Here is an 18,977-nt window from a genome sequence, read left to right on the forward strand (position 1 = left end):
CAAGTTGTCCCCCTCTTTAAGGTATATTCCTACGCGTTACTCACCCGTTCGCCACTCGCCATCAACCTAGCAAGCTAGGTCATGCTGCCGTTCGACTTGCATGTGTTAAGCATGCCGCCAGCGTTCAATCTGAGCCAGGATCAAACTCTTCAGTTCAATTCCTGAGCTAGCTTTATCTAGCGTCTCTTTACTTCTTTGTTTCTTTATTAAGCACTCAAATTCTTCAAAGCGCCCACACAGTTTGTCTTCTCAATTCTTAATGAACCTGCCCCGAAGGCGTGCTGCGTATTCTACTGATTTCAGCTCCAGTGTCAAACACTTTTTGCATTTTTTTTAATTGTTTTTTCAATATTAAATTACTCTTCACCATATCGATTTACGAGTGATCATGTTGACCAAATTTTCAGCTTGATATATCCTTCCTCTACTTTAATTCTATGGAGATCTAAGATGATTCGCGCAGTCGTATTATTAATAATGACACTTTGGGTTAGTTCTCTTTTCGCCAATCCAAATGTACATCACCATAACAGTTCCTCGTTAACTAATGCTTTACGAACTGGAATTGATACCAATGGCAATGTACTCTATTTATGTCAAGCTAAACTATTCGGTAGTATTCAACCCGGTAAGACCTGGGCTGGCTATGGAAGATGTAATGTACCTTATGGCGGTAAAGAATATATAGTTGATCAGTTCACTATCCCCAATCAACGTAACTTTGGTCAATTTAATTGGGAACGCGACCTACGCGGAGCTCTTCAAATTGGTAAAGATACCAATGGAAATCCATTATTTGTTTGTCAGGTAAATTTTAGTGGCAGTATACAGCCGGGAAAAACCTGGCCAGGCTACAATCATTGCAACATATCCTATGCCGGTCGTGAAGTGATAACTGATAATTTTAGGGTTTTAAGCAGGCCACAAGAAATTATTGTAGGATCGAAGATCCCAGGAAGACAATCTAATAATATACACCTACATTATTAATGTGTTCGTAATTAGGGGCTGTTTTCATTTCATTATGTTCAAGCCTACTTTCCGCAACTTGTTCGCGGAATCTATAGATCTTGCTCAAAACAAGAATATATTACGCCTATAAAGAGTGAATTGGATCCCGCGAACAAGTCGCGGGACGTCGAAACTTGAATTGTCAACAGACCCTATTTTCTTTCGTAAACTAGAAAGGTCATATCGTATTGATTCTTCTCATCACGCTCTCGAAATTCTGAGTTTCGACAGTCCCATGCTTCTTCATTAATTTCGGGAAAAAAGACATCCGCCGCAAATGAGTGGTGAATTTTTGTGAGGTATATTTTATCAGCAATATCTATAGCCTGGGAAAATAAAATGGCCCCGCCTATAATCATGACTTCATTTTCTTCGAAAACTAACGAGAATGCCTTTTCTACAGAATCTAAAACAGTAACCCCATCGATTGACAATAACGAATGGCTTAGTACTATATTCTTTCTTCCGGGTAATGGCCTGCCAATGGATTCGAACGTTTTTCGACCCATAATGATTGGTTTGCCCATAGTTGTTTGTTTAAAATATTGTAGATCAGCAGGTAAATGGCACAGCAATTGGTTGTTACATCCTAAACCACCTCGCTCATCTACGGCCGCGATCAAACTGATAATGCTCATGAACAACTCCTTGAGTGTGCCATTTCCGCGGCCATTTTTACTGCAGCGAGCAAACTACCGTGATCAGCGCTATTTTTTCCGGCTAACTCCAATGCAGTACCGTGATCTACAGATGTCCGTATTATTGGTAATCCAAGTGTGACATTTACTGAATGGTTAAAACCAGCAAATTTTAATACCGGTAATCCCTGATCGTGATACATAGCAACATAAGCATCACAACTCTCCTCATTGTTTGCGGTAAACATCGTATCTGCAGGCAGTGGTCCTTGTACATCAATACCCTTTTTTCTTAATGATATTAATGCAGGATTTATGACCTCAATTTCCTCTCGCCCTAAATATCCCGATTCACCCGCATGAGGATTTAATCCGGCTACTTTTATTTTCGGATTCAAAATACCAAAATCGTGAATTAATGCATGACTAAGTGTACTGATTACCTTAATTATTAAGGTCGAGTTTATTGCGTCAGGAACTTGGCGTAATGGAAGATGGGTAGTTACTAGCGCAACTCTCATCTGTTCACAAGCCAACATCATTACTACTTGCTCCGCACCAAAAAACTGTGCGAAAAATTCTGTATGCCCGGAAAAAGGAATTCCACCAGCATTAATATTGGCCTTATGAACTGGTGCTGTGACAAGGGCTGAAAACTCGCCCCTGCTGCAAAGAGTGGCTCCTAAAGTTAAGAGTTCTATAACATAAGATGCATTTTCAGGATTTAACTGACCCGAAACGACTATTCCAGTACAAGGTACAGAAAGAACTGTGAGGGAACCCGGTTCAGTTTTTACATCCTCTCCGGGTATATATTCATAAAAATCAATTGTCCTGGATAGTTCCGCTGCTCTTACTTTCAGAACATCCAAATCACCTAAGATGACTACCGGTATATTATAGCCTGCAAGTGCCAAACATAAATCAGGGCCAATTCCTGCAGGCTCGCCACTGCTAACTAGCAGTGGCTTCATGCCAAGTCCTTATCTATTATATTAACGTATGCTTCAGTTCGCAGATGTTGTTGCCAATTTTGAACTGCTTCAGCAAATTTACGTTGTTGTAAGAACTGCCTGACCTGTTGACGCTTAAATGATTCTGAATCATCTTTTTGCTTACGCGCTATCACTTCAATCAAGTGCCAACCGTATTGAGTTTTCACTGGCTGGCTAACTTTATGTAAAGGCAGACTATTCATTGTTTTCTCAAATTCAGGAACTAATTCACCTGGGTTGACCCAGCCTAAATCGCCTCCTTTCACTGCACTTGCGGCATCCAAAGAGTACTGTTTTGCCATCAGAGCAAAGTCTTTTCCGGATTTCAGTTGTTGGTATATGTTTTTCACTTGTTTCAATGAATCAGAAGGCAACATGCTGGCATCAGGCTTTAATAATATGTGGCGTACGTGAGTCTGAGTCACCACATGATGCTGGTTATCTCCTCCCTTGGCCACCAATTTAATGAGTTGAAAACCATTTCCGGTACGTAAAGGTCCGACTACCTGGCCTACATTCATTTTAACCACTTCTTTAGCAAAAATTTCAGGCAATTCAGCTAAATGCCGCTCCCCAAGATCGCCGCCCTCTAAAGCCAGTTCGCCACTGGATTCTTCTATTGCCAATCGACTAAAATCCTCGCCTTTTTTAATTTTTGCCAACAATTTTTCCGCATTAGCCCGAGCACTTTTTATCTCTTCCGTTGTAGGTTCCTCGTTCAAAGGGATAACGATATTTTGTAAATGATAGGTAACTGCTGAGTTATCCACTGTATTCGCTGTTTTCAAATACTGTTCAACTTGCTCGTTGGTTACTTGAACATCTTTACCTACAGCTTTCTGTTGCAAGCGGCTCAACAACATTTCTTTGCGAATATTTTGTCGGTATTCCTGCCAGGTGATTCCCTGTTTGGTAATCTCTTCACGTAACTGAGATAAGGTTAAATTGTTCATCGTGGCTACTCGCTCAATCGCTTCATTGAGTTCTGTACTGTCCACTGTAAGTCCATGTTGCTTTGCCAATTGCATTTGCAAATCAACATCTATCAAATGCTGTAAAACCTGCTTACGTAAGACGGATTCTTTAGGCATTTGCATTTTTTGAGCAATAATCTGTTTTTTTGATAATTCAACTTGTGCATCCAGCTCACTGGAAGTAATGACTCCGTTATTTACAATAGCAACAACTTTATCTAACAACTGCTTACCTTCAGCACTATTTAACCCTGAAAGTAATAAACACAACAATGCCAACCTTTTAAACATGCCTTAATCCTCATTTACTCTTTGTCGCGCAATTTAGGGTATTCTTAAGCAAAATACAAGCAACTTTGGTTAATTTCTAATCTAATTAGCGGCGAAATGGATCGTTATAACCTGGTATATAGGTACTCAGTATATTATAAGGATCACTGTTTGCCACTGATCCTAAGCCTTTTAATAATAATTGCAAATAGACATTATTATTATATTGAGGTTCAAAATCATTATTCAGATTTTTAAATGTTCGTCCTCCCATTAATCTAAGTGCCCAACAGCAGCTATCATATTGAACACCAAACAAAGACATCATGCTGTAATTTTTACTAATATTCTGGCTGTAAGCCCCAATACTGCTCCACTTTTCATTTAATGGCCATGAAAAAGCAATAATTCCCTGATTTAATGCATTATTGGCCGTTCCATTGTTTCTAACTGCTGTTACATCGCCATTAACCAAATAACTGTAACCACCACTGATTATGGCATTCGGGATGGGCTGGTAATGCAAATTTAAATCTGCATTATTTGTAGCCCGAGTAGCTGGATCCCATATGTAATCACCCGTTATTGCCCAGGATGGATTAATGCGATATACCGCCCTTGATGCAATTGGTGATGTGCCAAAAGTTGAAGATAGATTACCAAACGAATTGGGATCATCAACACAATATCCAGTAGGGCTTTGGCATAATTGAACCTTTCTATCGGAAAAATACTTAATTTGTCCAATAGTAAAATTAGCTCGTTCAACTCCTGTATCTTCAGATAACCAACGAGAAGTGATCGCATATGCCAATTGATTTGCATCTCCTATCCGATCAAAACCTGAAAACCGGTTCGTTCTAAATAGTTGATCTGTATTAAATATCATAATTCCAGAATCATAAACAGGAATGGGCGTCTGATTTTGATATGGAACACGCAAATAATAGAGTCTTGGCTCTAAAGTTTGAGTATATGATTCTCCCTTTAGCGATAAATCACGCTCAAAAAATAACCCGCTATCCACACTAAATCGTGGAATAGTGCGATTAAAGTCCTGATGATATGAGCCCCAAATAGTGCTGTTTTGCACACTGTAATAGTTTTCTACAAACTGGGCGGAGGGAGTCACATAACCCCATGGTTTCACAATTGGGATTGATACTATAGGATTGAAATGAAATCGAGGGCCTTGAGGCATTCTTAATGGAGCTAAATCCCATCGATCAACCGGCCAATGGAACTGATCGTATTGGCCAAGAATACTGACATTCGCATTAAACGGCAAATCATAGTAATAACCGTTGGCCATTAACTGAGGCAAGCGTTCATAAACCGGCGAAAGACGTATTTCATTTACCGGTTGTAATGTTTGATAACTTTGCCCCATTCCTTTGAAGGTCCAATTTTCTGTAGAATAAATTAAATCCGCCTGACGTAATAATTGCCGTTGGGTAATCATCACCAGATTAGAACTGAAATCCTGAAAATAATAATCATCAGAAACTTGCTCCAGATTAATATTCATTTGTAAATCAGGAGTAAAATAGGTTCTATCCAAAATACCCAAAGACCAGCGGTTTGTTGAATTACCAAGAAGCCTGGGGTATTGAACTTCGTTATTCCTCAAAAAAGTACCAAAGGCTCTATCATCAGGAAGAAAAGTGCCCTCTATTGTTCCAGAACTCATCCCGCTTAAATAACGAAACTGCCCGCCCATCATGACACCACGTTCAGAATACAGATGCGGCTCAATAGTCATGTCATAGTTTGGAGCCATGTTCCAGTAATAGGGTAAACCGAGATCAAAACCACCCACATTGGAATATCCTACCAAAGGCATCAAAAAACCTGATTTTCGTTCTTTGCTGGTAGGAAAACTTAAATACGGTGTATAAAAGACGGGCAGGTCATGTATCCGAAGTACCGCATTACGTGCAACACCTTTTGCCTTCGTATTATCTAAAGTTAAGCTATCCGCCTCTATGTTCCATGCATTATTCTGAGGCGCACAGGTGGTATAAGTTGCTTTGCGCAAGAAGTAGTCTTTATTAGCAAATCGCCTGATTAAACTGGCGCGCCCCCATGCTGGAAGAACAGCACTGTTGCGATTGGTGTTAAACCGATACAACACATCTTCCGTTATACCTGATTGATCCTGTGGGTTAATAACGGCTTTGCGCGCAATCATCAATCTGTCAGGCTCCAAATAACGAACATCGCCCAAAAACTCAATTTTCGTAACCTGATTAGTCTTGGTGTCCCTATAAACATAAGCAGTTTGCGCATTGACAACACGCTGATCTTGTTGCACTTCAACATTGCCAGATAGTGTGGATCGTTTATCACGATAGAAAGAAACCCTATCGGCTAAAATACGCACTTCATCAACACTGGCCAAAGGTGTAACGATTGTTGGTTTATAGGATCCCAAACAGATTGGCGAACTTTGATCTGCTTGCCAGCCCAGGCACTGGGCAAATTTAGCTCTTATAGCATCCGTTAAATCAACATCGCGAGCCATAACACAGGCTTGAACCGGTTCGGATATAAGAGACGCTGAATGGGCAATTCCATGATGTATTAAGAGCGTCAACAGAATTCCGGTCAGGCCAATACCAATCAAAAACCATTTAGCCGACTTGAAGAAGTCAGCCACCATTTCATGGGAACATTTTAAAAAACAATAGGATCTGTCTCGCAGTAAGACGATTCGTGAAAAAAAATTAAGAAGCTTCTTATAAAACCTGATGTTCACAACAAACAAAATGCCTTATGATGCTTACAATTATCCTCATTTACGACGAGTATATAAATTGTTAGCCAGTAATAAAGTTGGAAAGTATAACATGCATGAACGAGAAAACGCACTGAAAGTATGGCTGGATCATGTTATTCCTCAGAAAGAGTTTAGTCTGGTCTCGCTGGCAGGAGACGCCAGTTTTAGGAGATATTATCGTATTCAATACAATGGTTTATCACGGATAGTAATGGATGCGCCTCCCGATAGAGAAGATCTTGAACCCTTCATCCACTTTGCGACAACAATTGCCAATGCCGATGTCAACACGCCAGAAATTCTTGCTATCAACAGCGAGCAGGGATTTTTATTGCTGAGTGATTTTGGGGATCAACTTCTTTTAGGAAAACTAGAAGAACATACTGCCGATACTTATTATCAAGAAGCACTTAAAACGCTACTAAAATTACAGACTTGCTCTATTAATGATCCCAAGCTGCCCTCTTTTGATAAGCAATTTATGCTCAAGGAGATGGCACTCTGCCCTGAATGGTTTCTCAAAGGATATCTCAAGCTCGATTTGCTAGAGCATGAATCGATCCTGATGCAACATCTTATGGAATGGGTTGCTGCTGAAGTAGAAAAGCAGCCTTTAACTTTTATCCACCGGGATTACCATTCACGCAATCTGATGCTAATTGATGGTACACATCAAGTTAACTTTGGCGTAATTGATTTCCAGGATGCCATGAGCGGCCCTCTAACCTATGATTTGGTATCTCTTCTTAAAGATTGTTATATCGCATGGCCAAGAGAGAAAGTTCTACAATGGGTTCGTTTTTTTTATGAACAGAATCACTGTGCCCGCAATACCTATAGTTTTCCAGAATTTATACGTGCCTTTGACCTCTGTGGTCTGCAGAGGCATTTAAAAGTGTTAGGTGTTTTTTGTCGATTGCATTTACGTGATAATAAATCCGGTTATCTGAATGATTTACCTCTCACCTTAAACTATGTTCTTGAATGTTGTGAGATTTATGAGGAACTACATCCTCTTTATCATTTTCTGCAAAAGCGAGTATTTTTACCATGAAAGTTGCAATGATCCTGGCTGCAGGGAGGGGCGAACGCTTAAAACCGCTTACTGATGTTCAACCCAAAGCACTGTGCATGGTAAAAAATCGGCCGCTAATCGAACACCACGTTATCAACCTTGCGAATGCAGGCTTTGACAAATTGGTAATAAATCATGCCTATCTAGGAGGGAAAATCCGGCAATATCTCGGTAATGGAGAACGTTATGGCATAACTATCTGTTACTCTCCCGAACCACCCGGTGGACTTGAGACTGGTGGGGGGATTGTAAAAGCGTTACCTTTATTGGGAAATAAACCATTTATAACTGTCAATGCGGATATATTTACCGATTTCAATTTTGCACAATTAAATCTTGATTTAGAACAACCGATTCATCTTATTTTGACTAAAAATAATCCATTACTCAATCATCATGGGGATTTTAGCCTGGTGAATCAAAATCAGCTAAGTAATGACAATGCAAAATATACTTTTGCAGGCATCGCCATTTATAATCCAATCGTGTTTGCTCAATGCAAACAAGGGCGCTATTCCGTAACTCCATTAATTCGACAACTCGTGTCACAAAACAAGGTAACTGGAAGCCTACATCAAGGAACATGGTTTGATATAGGCTCTTTAGAGCGGCTCAGGGCGGCCAACAACCTCTAACCACCTGCTGACATACCACCAGTAGGTGTTACTTCTGGCTCAATCTCGATACCCTCTTCTTTACCAGAGACAGGTTCTTTTCGTACTTCAGGTGCTTTTTCAACTGCTTTGGCTTTTTCAGCTACGACTTGCTGTTCTGGGTATGCATGCAACTGTACAGCAACTTCAATACCTTTATCTTCCATGAACGACTCAAATCCTGTAACCGGATTTGTGATTTTTTCTGCTAAACTCTTTGAATCACCGGTGATCGGCTGCCCATTTGCAGCAGTGATTACCTCTCCGTTGTTATCCGCTTGGTAAATTTTGCTTCCCTTGCTTACGTTATTTTGTCGAGAAAACCAGGCATTTAATATAGTATCCAACGACTTAACGTGTGTATTCGGAAGTGAACTGCCATCAGTAGCGCTGTACCCTCGCAACAAATCGCCAAATGTTCCAAAAGCTATATCCAGATTTATTTTACCTTTTAAGCCTTCCAATTTTTTAGCGGCTGCATTAGCCAGATTTTCTTGCATATTTTGAAAATCAGACAAAAAGTTCTGATCACCAAACCAATGCTGCTTGCTGGGTGTTAATTTATGGTAGACAAATGCTGCAAACTCATCCACCTTATCCATAATGTCTTTAAATTCTTCCAGCAAATTGTTATCGATAAGCAGCTGTCTGAATTGTTGAGCAAAGTACGCGGCTCCGTTGATCGAATTTCCCGTTAGTTTCATTAACTGTAACAGTATATCTTTCGGGGGCAGTGGTTTTTTGGCCATGTTATTAGTCTCTCTAAAACTATTGGAGTATTGTTTCAGTAATAATCACCAAGACATTGCAAATCATAATCTCCAGGGGCTGTTCACAACTGACTCTATTATTTCTCTTTGTTATTATGATCTATTATAGCAAAACCATTTACGTATAATTTAGCGTGAAACGCAACTCCTTCAAATGCAAAAAAGGAGATAAATCGTATAGGTTTATTATAACAAACCAGCGCCGTTATTTCGGCAGCTGGTTGTTCAATTGATGTTAATAAAATGTAAATTTTACATAAAAGGAGTTTTTATCGTATCGATAACGGAATTAAATGTTTTCTTTTTCATCGAATCAAATGTGAATTCATCAACCAGAATTGCTTCCCAGCGAGCATCTTCAACTGCAAGAAGTTCATTCATTTCTTGTTGATTCAACTCACCTTTTTCAACTTTTTCCTGCAATTTATCCTTTAGTTTACCGAATTTGAACCGTTTTAAATCATTGACCTTTGCAGTCAGTCCTTCTGTTTGAATAATCAACTGAAGAGCATGCTCCATTCGATCAATGGGTTGTTTTGGATCACCACTTAAAAAGATGATTTTTTTCAATCGATCACGGTAGTTATTATTACCGGTCATTAATTTTGCTAATTTTTGATCCAGTTTATCACTAGGGTATTGCATGGTTTGTCCAAAAGGAAAAGCAAGCAAACGGGCAACAAAACCTAATAACCTGGAAGGAAAATTATGACAAAGCGAGATCATGGATTTTTGTGCATGATAAAAGCAGTAACTAACAGCCCATTTTGCATGCAATTGTTCATCAGGATGATCTTGATTCATCTGCACATTGCGTAAGACCGCCATGGCCATATAGAGGTACGACATGCCATCAGCAAGACGAGCAGAAACACGCTCTCTTCGCTTTAAATCTCCCCCTAGATAGATTAAAGATAAATCGGCAAGCCAGGCATAAGCATGACTTAACCGAGCCAGGCGCTTGTATTCTCTTTTCATCGAATTATCTGGCACCGAAATGAATATCCCGCCAGTCCATGCAGAACACACTGTTTTTGCCAGATTTTGCATGAAATAATGAATATGCTTCCAGATTACTTCACTGAAGGCCTCTTTATTCTCTCCTGCAACGGCATAAAACTCATCTCGAATGTAAGGATGACAGGCCATGGATCCCTGACCAAAAATCAGTAAATTTCGTGACATCACATTGGCCCCTTCAACTGTTATCGAGATAGGAACACCTTGATAAAAGGTAGTTAAATAATTTCGAGGACCAACCACAACTGCTCGACCTGCATGTACATCCATAGCCGAATTCACTACGATTCGGGCTAATTCTGTATTGAAATATTTGGTAATAGCAGAAGCTACTGAAGGTTTTTTATGCTCATTCACCGCAGCTACTGTCAATAAGCGGGTTGAATTAATTAAATAATTTAAGCCTGCAATTTCAGCCAGCTTTTCTGCAACACCTTCAAACTGCCCTATTTCTACATTAAATTGGCGGCGAATTCGTGCAAAAGCTCCAGAAGTTAAATAAGAAACAGAAGATGATCCAGCGCCTAAGGCTGGTAACGAAATGGAACGACCTATAGACAAACATTCAACCAACATTTGCCAACCAGCACCCGCTTTTTTCTGACCGCCAATAATGGAGGTAATCGGCACAAATATGTCTTTACCGCGGATAGTGCCGTTCATAAAAGGCTGATCTGCAGGTAAATGTCGGTTACCAATTTCAAGATGTTCAGTTTCTCTTGGAATCAATATACAGGTAATCCCTTCCTCACCCTCGCCTTGTAACAAACCATCAGGGTCTTTCAAATTGACTGCCAAGCCAATTAAAGTAGCCACTGGAGCCAATGTGATCCAACGCTTATCTAAAGTAATGCTAAGACCCAGAACGGATTTACCCTCAATTTTCTTTTTGACTACAATGGCGTAGGATTGAATGGAAGTAGCATCACTGCCAGCACCAGGTTCAGTCAAAGCAAAACAGGGAATATCTATACCTTTGGCAAGGCGGGGTAAATAATATGCTTTCTGCTCTTCGGTGCCGTAGTAGTTGAGTAATTCACCTGGGCCTAAAGAGTTAGGAACCATGACTGTTACAGCAGCTACTCCTGAGCGAGTCGCAAGTTTCAATACGACATCGGAGTGTGCTCGTGCGGAAAACCCCTTGCCCCCAAACTCTTTAGGTATCACTAATCCGAAAAAGCCTTTTTCTTTGATATAATTCCACACTTTGGCAGGTAAATCACGCTCCTGGCTGATTTCCCATTCATCGAGCATACTGCATAAAATTTGGGTCTCATTATCTACAAATGCTTGTTCTTCTTCTGTGAGCTCCGTGGACACTTTGGATAATCTGTCCCAGTCAGGTGTTCCGGTAAAGATATCCTGCTCCAGCCAGGTATCTCCCGCATTGAGAGCTTCTTCTTCTGTTTTTGACAATTTAGGAACCGACTTTCCGGCTGTTTTATATAAAAAATCTGCAATATAAGCTCGAACAGGCTCAACCTGAACAACTATTATGGCCAACAGAATAATAGCCCAAAGCATTATCCCAATTACCCATGGAAAACCCAATCCAAAAGTCGCCAGAATCAAATATGCGGCACTGCCAATCTCCCATATCAGTGGATTCATGGCTCTATACAGTACTACCAGAGTAAATACCAGATAAACTAAAAAAAATAATATTGCCATAAATATACCTTCCTTTGCTTTCTAATTATTGCAGGATAGATTACAAGTATATACCCTTTACGCTTCATTTTGCGAGTATCCTATTATTCACATTATAAAAAGAAAACGTTGATTAAACTTGCATAAACTGACTTCTTGATCCAATGTAAATATATAGGCATAGGTGATTAAAACATGACCCAAAGACTTGTTTGGAATTTTGAATTTTCGACAACGAAAACGATCCCGTTAACAAATCTCGTCACTGATGAGCACGATATCATTAAATGGGAACGACGTTTTTTTTGGCCTGAATCTGAAATAATTCATTTAACCTGTATTGATAACTCATTACTGGATCTTGCTAATTATCATCAGAAGCATAAAGAGGATTACTATTACATACTTCCAGACTCTAATTTAAATATTAAACTGCGACGTAATGAGTTACTGTACAAACCTATACTGCAACAAACCCCGTCAGCTACAGGATTTGGCGCCAAAATTAATCTGGACGCGATACAACATGACGCTGATACCGAAGAAGACATTAATTCAGATTATTTATTCTCTATTGCTAAAGAAGCCCGAAAAAAAGGAATAGAAGTTTTTGTGAAGAAAGAAGCGTTTATTTATAAATTTCCAAGCACTCCTCATATAAAACTTGAATTAGCTCGTCTGGAAGTCAAAGGTCACGTTTATTTTAGCGCTTGCATCGAAGGTAAATCACTCTATTTAGTAGAATTACTGAGCGATCTCTTGCTGGGCACACAGGTTTCCTGCGAATATGTAACTTTTCTGAAAAACATCATTAAATCATGATAAAAACCCTGTTAGGTATCATTTACAGCTTTGGAAAAATTGGCATCATCTCTTTAGGTGGTGGAAATTCCTTGCTGAAACTACTGGAATATGAAGCAGTTAATTACAGGCATTGGGTAGATAATGAAGAGTTCATAGGAATGCTGGGAACCAGTTTCTTATTTCCTGGACTGACTGCAGTAAAATTATCAGCACTGATAGGATATAAGGCTGGAGGGGCTTTAGGCTTAATCCTCGCTGTCGTGTGTCTGAATCTGCCTGGCCTGGTTATGGCAATACTGGGTTATCAGTGGTTAACATCCCATAATGGGCCTGTGACAAGAAAAATTATGATTTCAGTGCAATATGGTTCCTTGGCTCTTTTAGCTGCAGCAACCTTTTCTGTAGCACAGGGGGTTATTGACATCCATTTTTCAATTCCAATAGCACTGATTACTGTATTGTTTTTTATCGCCCTGGCTGTATGGAATCTGTCTCCTTTTTATGGCTTTCTTGGCTTTATAGCACTATGCTTTATTTTGGTACGTTAAACTCGTCTGCCCGACGAGGTTACCAATCTGCTTTTATGAAGTGCTGAGGGAATAATGTGCTAAAATTTGATTAAGAATCATTAAATTAAACACTAAATTCAACGGATGGGTTGAGTTTTTTTTGATTCAGATCTAACCTGAAAAAAAAGAAAATGGAGTTCCACTTGGATACTACTCTGGATAACCCAGATTATTATATCAATAGAGAGTTTTCTGCTATTGCTTTTAATCAGCGAGTACTCATGCTTGCAAATGATGAACGAGTTCCCTTATTAGAGCGGATGCGATTTCTTAGCATTTGCAGTAGTAACCTCGATGAATTTTTTGAAATTCGTGTAGCAGGTCTCAAAGAAAAGATTGCTCTTTCTTCTGGAAAACTGACCATTGATGGTTTACGAGCAGATGAGGCATTTAGCCAAATAAGCCAAAGAGCACACCTTTTAATTGATCAGCTTTACAGCATTTTCAACAAGCAATTACTCCCTGCATTACGTAAAGAAAATATTCATTTTCTTGAAACCGATCAATGGACTGATGACATCCATTTATGGGCAAAGCATTATTTTAAAAACGAAATAATGCCTGTTATAAGCCCCATAGCATTGGATTTGGCTCATCCTTTACCCAGGTTAATTAATAAAAGCCTTAACTTCATCATTTCATTAAGTGGTAAAGATGCCTTTGATCGTAATATTGATTATGCAGTGGTGCATGCTCCGCGGTCTATACCACGCATGATTCATTTACCTTCAGAACTTTGTGGCGACGCTCATTACTTCGTTTATTTATCCTCCATTATAAAAACCCATGTCAACAGCTTATTCCCGGGGATGGAGATTAGTGGATGCTATTCTTTTCGCCTGACCCGTAATAGCGATCTGTTTCTTAGAGAAGAAGAAATTGATGATTTAGCCAAAGCCGTGCAACGCGAAATATTTTCACGCCATTATGGGCATGTGGTGCGATTGGAAATTGAACAAAAATGTCCCGATAAAATTGTAGATTTTCTTTTACAAAAATATCATCTTCGCCATGAGGATACTTATTATTGTGATGGACCAGTCAATCTTCAAAGATACATGATCGCGATTAACAGCATAGACAGGCCGGATCTTAATTATCCTGTATTTAACGCTCAGTATCCTAAACTTCCTAAGACCCAGCGTAATTTATTTAATATTCTTGATGAGCAAGACATATTATTACACCATCCCTATCAAAGCTTTGATTTAGTGATTGATTTTGTACGGCAAGCAGCAGCAGATCCCAATGTCCTGGCAATTAATCAAACATTGTACCGGACTCACTCAGAGTCAGTCATGGTTGATGCCTTGGTGAATGCCGCGCACTCAGGAAAAGAAGTCACCGCCGTGATTGAATTACGTGCCCGATTTAATGAGGAATCCAACTTAAAAATGGCCAATAAGCTTCATGCGGCTGGTATTCTGGTGCTTTATGGCGTGGTGGGTTATAAGACTCATGCAAAAATGACCTTGGTGGTTAGAAGAACTCATGGAAAGTTAAAACGATATGTGCATTTGAGTACGGGAAATTACCATGAACAAACAGCGAAACGTTATACCGATTTGGGATTGTTAACCGCTGAACCGACAATTACTTCTGATGCACAACTTATCTTTCAACAATTAACCGGATTAGGTAAGGTAGTAAAACTGAAGGCCCTTAGTCACTCACCCTTTACCCTGCACAAAACACTCTTACAACTTATTGAACAATGCACTACTGCCGCCACTGAAGGCAAGGATAGTGAAATCATGCTTAAAGTAAATGGAATCACGGATAGAGTAACGATTCAGGCTTTATACAAAGCATCACAGGCAGGGGTAAAAATTAATCTTATGGTTCGTGGAGTATGCTGCTTAAAACCAGGTTTGCCCGGTGTTTCTGATAACATCAGGGTATTTTCCTTTATTGGCCGTTTTCTGGAACACCATCGAGTTTACTATTTTCGTACCAATGATGAGGAACGTTATTTTTGTGCGAGTGCAGACTTAATGGAACGAAATTTATATCATCGGATTGAAATCATGTTTCCAATTCTTGAAGAAGAGTGTCAAAAAAGAATCAAGAATGAAATCATTAAAAACTATCTAAAAGACAACAGCAATACCTGGGAGATGCAAAGCGATGGAACTTATAAACCCTCGACTCAAGGTAACTATTGTGCCCAGGAAAAATTAATTGAACTCTATGCTGAAAAAGATACTCCAATTTAAGAGATGTTGAAACGATCATTAAAAGCTATGAAATACGCACTTATAGCAATAGTGTTTTGCTCAACTTACCTGGCTCTTCTCTTGCCAGGCGTGGTAATAAATATCCAGGCAAGAGGCTTTGTAACTCCTGATAGATAATCTGCGCTCGTGAAAAGGGCATATCAAAGTGCGCAGCGCCTTTTACCTTGTCCAGAACATGAAGATAGTAAGGCAGTACTCCATAAGAGAATAAAGCATGGCTTAAAGCGGCCAAAATCTTAGGGTTATCATTTACTCCAGTTAATAAAACACTCTGATTCAGTAACAGGCATCCTGCTTTCTTTAAGTCAGCACATGCTTTTAAAACGCTCTCATCCAACTCTTGCCCGTGGTTGCAGTGCAATACAACTACTTTTTTTAGTCGTGTTGACTCCAAAATAGAAAGTAAATCAGTATCTATCCTCTCAGGAAGCACTACTGGAATTCGAGTGTGCACCCTTAAAGTTGTTACATGCTGAATCTGTTCTAATTGCTGGATTAATTCCTTTAATACCAAATCAGAGGCAAGTAAGGGATCTCCGCCGCTTAATATAACTTCAGTAATGGATGAGTCTTTTGCTATATACGCACAAATCTCCCTCCAACCATTTCGCCCAGGATTATTCTCCTTATAGGGGAAATGTCTTCGAAAGCAATAACGGCAATTAACAGCACAAGCACCTGCAATAGTTAAGAGTACCCTTCCATGATATTTATGAATCAAGCCTTTTAAAGGATTAGCACTCAATTCAACAAGAGGATCCAAACTGTAGGCATCATGACTGACTAACTCGTTTTCTACAGCCAGTACCTGCAATAGCAAGGGATCGTTCGGATCGCCCTTTTGCATCCGATTTGCAAAACCCATGGGTATACGAGAGGAAAACTCTTTCTCAGCCAAAGCGCTTCCCATTTTAATTGGCAATTCTAAATAACTTAATAAATCAGTTGCTGAATTAAAACCTTGTGCTAATTTTTTTTGCCAACTCAATGAGGAATCTCGCATTAATTATACAGACTTGATAAACTGTGCGAACTTTAGCGAAAATACAGCAAAATCTCAACTGTGGAGCACGAATGGCAATCTATAGCACTAATGAATTTAAAAATGGCTTAAAAGTAATGGTAGACGATGCTCCTTGCAGCATTCTTGATTGTGAATTTGTTAAGCCCGGTAAGGGGCAGGCATTTACTCGCGTAAAAATTCGCAATTTGAAAACAGGGCGAGTTGTAGAGCGTACCTTTAAATCAGGCGATACCCTTCCATCTGCTGATGTAGCTGATGTAGAAATGCAATATCTTTACAATGATGGAGAGCAATGGCATTTTATGGTTCCTGACAACTTCGAACAATATGCACTTAATGAAGCAGTTCTTGCAGATGCTGCTCAATGGTTAAAAGAGCAAGATATTTGTATTGTTACCTTATGGAATAATGAGCCAATACAAGTTCTTCCTCCAACTTTTGTTATTTTGGAAATTGTTGAAACAGATCCTGGTTTGAAAGGTGATACTTCTGGCGGTGGCGGTAAACCTGCAAAATTGGAAACAGGAGCCGTAGTTCGTGTACCTCTGTTTGTTCAAACAGGCGAATTAATTAAAGTGGACACACGAAAAGGCGAGTATGTTTCCCGAGCAAAAGAATAATTGTCACCACCATAAACTTAAATGAAGTTGCTTCGCAACACTATTTAATCCCCCTCACCCTTATTCCCTCTCCCCCACGCTGCGCGCAGGGGAGAGGGGAAACTCAATTAAGGTATATGCTGCTCAAATGAAGTCGCTTCGCAACACTATTTAATACCCCTCACCCTTGATCCCTCCCCATGCTGCGTGCAGGGGAGAGGGGAAAATTAATTAAGGCATATGCTGCTCAAATGAAGTTACTTCGCAACCGTGTTTAATCTCCCTCACCCTGATTCCCTTTTCCCCACGCTGCGCGCGGGAGTGGAAACTCGGTTAAGGTATATGCTCTAAAATCCATTGTAATAGCCACCACCCCAATAACCGTAATCATCTGCCCAATAACTGGAATAGTAATAGTTATTTCCCCAATATGGCCTGTTACTATAATAACCTACGGAATATACATAATCATTGCTGTAACCTGGATCATAAGCCACTGTATCGACAGAAACAGTTTCTACAGTGCAACCAGTCAATAGCAATAAAGGAACACTTATAACAAGAGAAACAAGTAACTTGTTCATGATAGCTTCCTAGCAAGTTTATCGCTCTTTAATTATACAACATGAATCAACATTACTCAAATAGTGGTCATGGGTTCTGTAGGGAGGCATACATAATTGGCAGTAACCAGGAAGTCAATCGAGCCCGGCCGATTATCCTTTTTAGAGCAAATAACAAAAAATTAAGCCCGTATTAACAAGAGTTAATACGGGCGGTATGAGTGGATTTTGATATTTCACATAGTACAGGCAACGACCACCCGAGTTCTGAGCCGCGACTGATATACACGATGGAGGTATATGGAGAGCTTAAGGTTTCCTACCCAAAGTAGGCTTACACACCACTCTTCAAAGCAACCTCCCAATCTAAAACTATTTACTGGTTCAGTCAGGATCAGTCATTACCTATATGCTTTAATGATAGACTAACAAAAGCAATATTGGCAAATAATTATACAAATAATCGCATGGTTCGCACTTTGTAGCGTCCTTATGCTTACTGTGATTGAGCCTTTCGATACAAGTGATTCGCAGAAGCTTGTACTGTGGGCATGATGATCATTTGTTCAATGTCAACATGCTGTGGACGAGTAATACAGTATACTACGGCATCGGCAACATCATCAGCCAGTAAAGGCTGAAATTCTTTATAAAATTCCTGGGCTCTTTTTTTATCATTCCAACGTACTTCACTAAATTCAGTATTGACTGCGCCAGGAGCTATTTCAGTTACTCTAACAGCACTCCCGAGCATATCCAATCTCATCGATTTTGATAATGCATGTACTGCATGTTTCGTTGCAGAATAGATATTCCCGTTAGGATAACATTCATGTCCCGCAATTGAGCCAATATTAACGACATGCCCATGAGCCCTCTCCAGCATGCCCGGAATGACTTCCCGACTGACATAAAGCAGTCCTTTTATATTCGTATCAATCATGGTATCCCAATGATCTTCAATGCCTTGGGAGATAGGCAGAGTGTCTAAAGCAAGGCCAGCATTGTTAATCAATACATCAATAGATCGCCATTCCTCAGGTAACGAACTTAACTGCAATTTCACTTGTGCTTTATCTCTTACATCAAGAGGCATAATATGATTTTTATTTTTAAACTGTTGAGTTAATTCCTGATCCAATTTCTCCAAACGCTCTGTTCGTCGCGCACTTAAAATTAGCCGAGCCCCCTGAGCAGCACACAAACGCGCGCATGCCTCGCCAATACCACTGGATGCTCCTGTTATTAAAACGATTTTATTCGTTAATAAATTCATTTATTTACCTCAGCAAATGTTCACCCTCATGGATTACACGGGTAGAGTTTAATAGAGTAATGATAAGTGA

16 protein-coding genes and 1 rRNA gene are annotated in these 18,977 nt (G+C 39.7%); 7 read left to right on the forward strand and 10 right to left on the reverse strand.

Annotated features, from left to right (window positions below; genetic code table 11):
* A 16S ribosomal RNA gene (locus tag G543_RS0115615) occupies positions 1-156 on the reverse strand; the annotation flags it as partial.
* A gap of 294 nt (positions 157-450) precedes the next feature.
* On the opposite strand from G543_RS0115615, the gene G543_RS0115620 reads away from it, so the two are divergent.
* Positions 451-990 (forward strand): DUF3421 domain-containing protein, encoded by a 540-nt coding sequence (locus G543_RS0115620; protein ID WP_028385353.1) that lies wholly within the window; start codon positions 451-453, stop codon positions 988-990.
* Between the two features lie 173 nt (positions 991-1,163).
* On the opposite strand, the gene G543_RS0115625 is transcribed toward G543_RS0115620, so the two are convergent.
* The 4 genes from G543_RS0115625 to G543_RS0115640 all read right to left on the reverse strand — a co-directional run bounded on the left by G543_RS0115625 (position 1,164) and on the right by G543_RS0115640 (position 6,511).
* Positions 1,164-1,649: a dihydrofolate reductase gene (locus G543_RS0115625; protein ID WP_028385354.1), complete on the reverse strand. Its 486-nt coding sequence runs from the start codon at positions 1,647-1,649 to the stop codon at positions 1,164-1,166.
* Positions 1,646-2,623: a 4-hydroxythreonine-4-phosphate dehydrogenase PdxA gene (pdxA, locus tag G543_RS0115630; protein ID WP_028385355.1), complete on the reverse strand. Its 978-nt coding sequence runs from the start codon at positions 2,621-2,623 to the stop codon at positions 1,646-1,648. The genes G543_RS0115625 and pdxA overlap by 4 nt, the downstream gene beginning before the upstream one ends.
* Positions 2,620-3,909: a peptidylprolyl isomerase gene (locus tag G543_RS0115635; RefSeq protein WP_028385356.1), complete on the reverse strand. Its 1,290-nt coding sequence runs from the start codon at positions 3,907-3,909 to the stop codon at positions 2,620-2,622. Before G543_RS0115635 ends, pdxA begins: the two co-directional genes overlap by 4 nt.
* Before the next feature lie 85 nt (positions 3,910-3,994).
* Positions 3,995-6,511: an LPS-assembly protein LptD gene (locus tag G543_RS0115640; RefSeq protein ID WP_028385357.1), complete on the reverse strand. Its 2,517-nt coding sequence runs from the start codon at positions 6,509-6,511 to the stop codon at positions 3,995-3,997.
* Between the two features lie 226 nt (positions 6,512-6,737).
* On the opposite strand from G543_RS0115640, the gene G543_RS0115645 reads away from it, so the two are divergent.
* Positions 6,738-7,721, forward strand: coding sequence for an aminoglycoside phosphotransferase family protein (locus G543_RS0115645; protein WP_028385358.1), 984 nt, complete (start codon positions 6,738-6,740; stop codon positions 7,719-7,721).
* Entirely contained in the window at positions 7,718-8,377 is a 660-nt protein-coding gene (gene murU, locus G543_RS0115650) for an N-acetylmuramate alpha-1-phosphate uridylyltransferase MurU (protein WP_028385359.1), read from the forward strand. The genes G543_RS0115645 and murU overlap by 4 nt, the downstream gene beginning before the upstream one ends.
* Here murU and G543_RS0115655 read toward each other — a convergent pair.
* Entirely contained in the window at positions 8,374-9,144 is a 771-nt protein-coding gene (locus tag G543_RS0115655) for a hypothetical protein (RefSeq protein ID WP_028385360.1), read from the reverse strand. The genes murU and G543_RS0115655 overlap by 4 nt on opposite strands.
* 273 nt (positions 9,145-9,417) lie before the next feature.
* Positions 9,418-11,856, reverse strand: a complete 2,439-nt coding sequence (locus G543_RS0115660) for an acyl-CoA dehydrogenase (RefSeq protein WP_028385361.1) — start codon at positions 11,854-11,856, stop codon at positions 9,418-9,420.
* A 174-nt stretch (positions 11,857-12,030) separates the two neighbouring features.
* Between G543_RS0115660 and G543_RS0115665 the strand changes: the two genes are divergently transcribed.
* From G543_RS0115665 to ppk1, 3 genes are all read left to right on the forward strand, one after another.
* The gene (locus G543_RS0115665) at positions 12,031-12,657 is read left to right on the forward strand and encodes a hypothetical protein (RefSeq protein ID WP_028385362.1); all 627 of its coding nucleotides are present in this window, start codon (positions 12,031-12,033) and stop codon (positions 12,655-12,657) included.
* Positions 12,654-13,187: a chromate transporter gene (locus G543_RS0115670; protein ID WP_028385363.1), complete on the forward strand. Its 534-nt coding sequence runs from the start codon at positions 12,654-12,656 to the stop codon at positions 13,185-13,187. The genes G543_RS0115665 and G543_RS0115670 overlap by 4 nt, the downstream gene beginning before the upstream one ends.
* Before the next feature lie 152 nt (positions 13,188-13,339).
* Positions 13,340-15,424, forward strand: coding sequence for a polyphosphate kinase 1 (gene ppk1, locus G543_RS0115675; protein ID WP_035922572.1), 2,085 nt, complete (start codon positions 13,340-13,342; stop codon positions 15,422-15,424).
* A gap of 40 nt (positions 15,425-15,464) precedes the next feature.
* On the opposite strand, the gene epmB is transcribed toward ppk1, so the two are convergent.
* Positions 15,465-16,448 carry an EF-P beta-lysylation protein EpmB gene (epmB, locus tag G543_RS0115680; RefSeq protein ID WP_028385365.1) on the reverse strand — a complete coding sequence of 328 codons (984 nt, stop codon included), beginning with the start codon at positions 16,446-16,448 and terminating at the stop codon, positions 15,465-15,467.
* Positions 16,449-16,519: 71 nt separating this feature from the next.
* Between epmB and efp the strand changes: the two genes are divergently transcribed.
* On the forward strand, positions 16,520-17,089 hold the full coding sequence (gene efp, locus G543_RS0115685; RefSeq protein ID WP_028385366.1) for an elongation factor P: 570 nt from the start codon (positions 16,520-16,522) through the stop codon (positions 17,087-17,089).
* Between the two features lie 326 nt (positions 17,090-17,415).
* Here efp and G543_RS0115690 read toward each other — a convergent pair whose 3' ends face one another.
* Both G543_RS0115690 and G543_RS0115695 read right to left on the reverse strand, forming a co-directional pair.
* The gene (locus G543_RS0115690; RefSeq protein WP_028385367.1) at positions 17,416-17,652 is read right to left on the reverse strand and encodes a hypothetical protein; all 237 of its coding nucleotides are present in this window, start codon (positions 17,650-17,652) and stop codon (positions 17,416-17,418) included.
* A gap of 475 nt (positions 17,653-18,127) precedes the next feature.
* On the reverse strand, positions 18,128-18,907 hold the full coding sequence (locus G543_RS0115695) for an SDR family NAD(P)-dependent oxidoreductase (RefSeq protein WP_028385368.1): 780 nt from the start codon (positions 18,905-18,907) through the stop codon (positions 18,128-18,130).
* Positions 18,908-18,977: the final 70 nt, after the last annotated feature.

It is taken from the genome of Legionella moravica DSM 19234, assembly GCF_000423305.1.
Lineage (GTDB): Bacteria > Pseudomonadota > Gammaproteobacteria > Legionellales > Legionellaceae > Legionella > Legionella moravica.

Coding starts and splice junctions, on each gene's coding strand:
- G543_RS0115690 (WP_028385367.1), bottom strand. CDS start 17,652: ATGAACAAGTTACTTGTTTCTCTTGTTATAAGTGTTCCTTTATTGCTA.
- murU (WP_028385359.1), top strand. CDS start 7,718: ATGAAAGTTGCAATGATCCTGGCTGCAGGGAGGGGCGAACGCTTAAAA.
- G543_RS0115660 (WP_028385361.1), bottom strand. CDS start 11,856: ATGGCAATATTATTTTTTTTAGTTTATCTGGTATTTACTCTGGTAGTA.
- efp (WP_028385366.1), top strand. CDS start 16,520: ATGGCAATCTATAGCACTAATGAATTTAAAAATGGCTTAAAAGTAATG.
- G543_RS0115665 (WP_028385362.1), top strand. CDS start 12,031: ATGACCCAAAGACTTGTTTGGAATTTTGAATTTTCGACAACGAAAACG.
- G543_RS0115635 (WP_028385356.1), bottom strand. CDS start 3,909: ATGTTTAAAAGGTTGGCATTGTTGTGTTTATTACTTTCAGGGTTAAAT.
- pdxA (WP_028385355.1), bottom strand. CDS start 2,623: ATGAAGCCACTGCTAGTTAGCAGTGGCGAGCCTGCAGGAATTGGCCCT.
- G543_RS0115620 (WP_028385353.1), top strand. CDS start 451: ATGATTCGCGCAGTCGTATTATTAATAATGACACTTTGGGTTAGTTCT.
- G543_RS0115625 (WP_028385354.1), bottom strand. CDS start 1,649: ATGAGCATTATCAGTTTGATCGCGGCCGTAGATGAGCGAGGTGGTTTA.
- G543_RS0115645 (WP_028385358.1), top strand. CDS start 6,738: ATGCATGAACGAGAAAACGCACTGAAAGTATGGCTGGATCATGTTATT.
- G543_RS0115655 (WP_028385360.1), bottom strand. CDS start 9,144: ATGGCCAAAAAACCACTGCCCCCGAAAGATATACTGTTACAGTTAATG.
- G543_RS0115670 (WP_028385363.1), top strand. CDS start 12,654: ATGATAAAAACCCTGTTAGGTATCATTTACAGCTTTGGAAAAATTGGC.
- G543_RS0115695 (WP_028385368.1), bottom strand. CDS start 18,907: ATGAATTTATTAACGAATAAAATCGTTTTAATAACAGGAGCATCCAGT.
- epmB (WP_028385365.1), bottom strand. CDS start 16,448: ATGCGAGATTCCTCATTGAGTTGGCAAAAAAAATTAGCACAAGGTTTT.
- ppk1 (WP_035922572.1), top strand. CDS start 13,340: ATGGAGTTCCACTTGGATACTACTCTGGATAACCCAGATTATTATATC.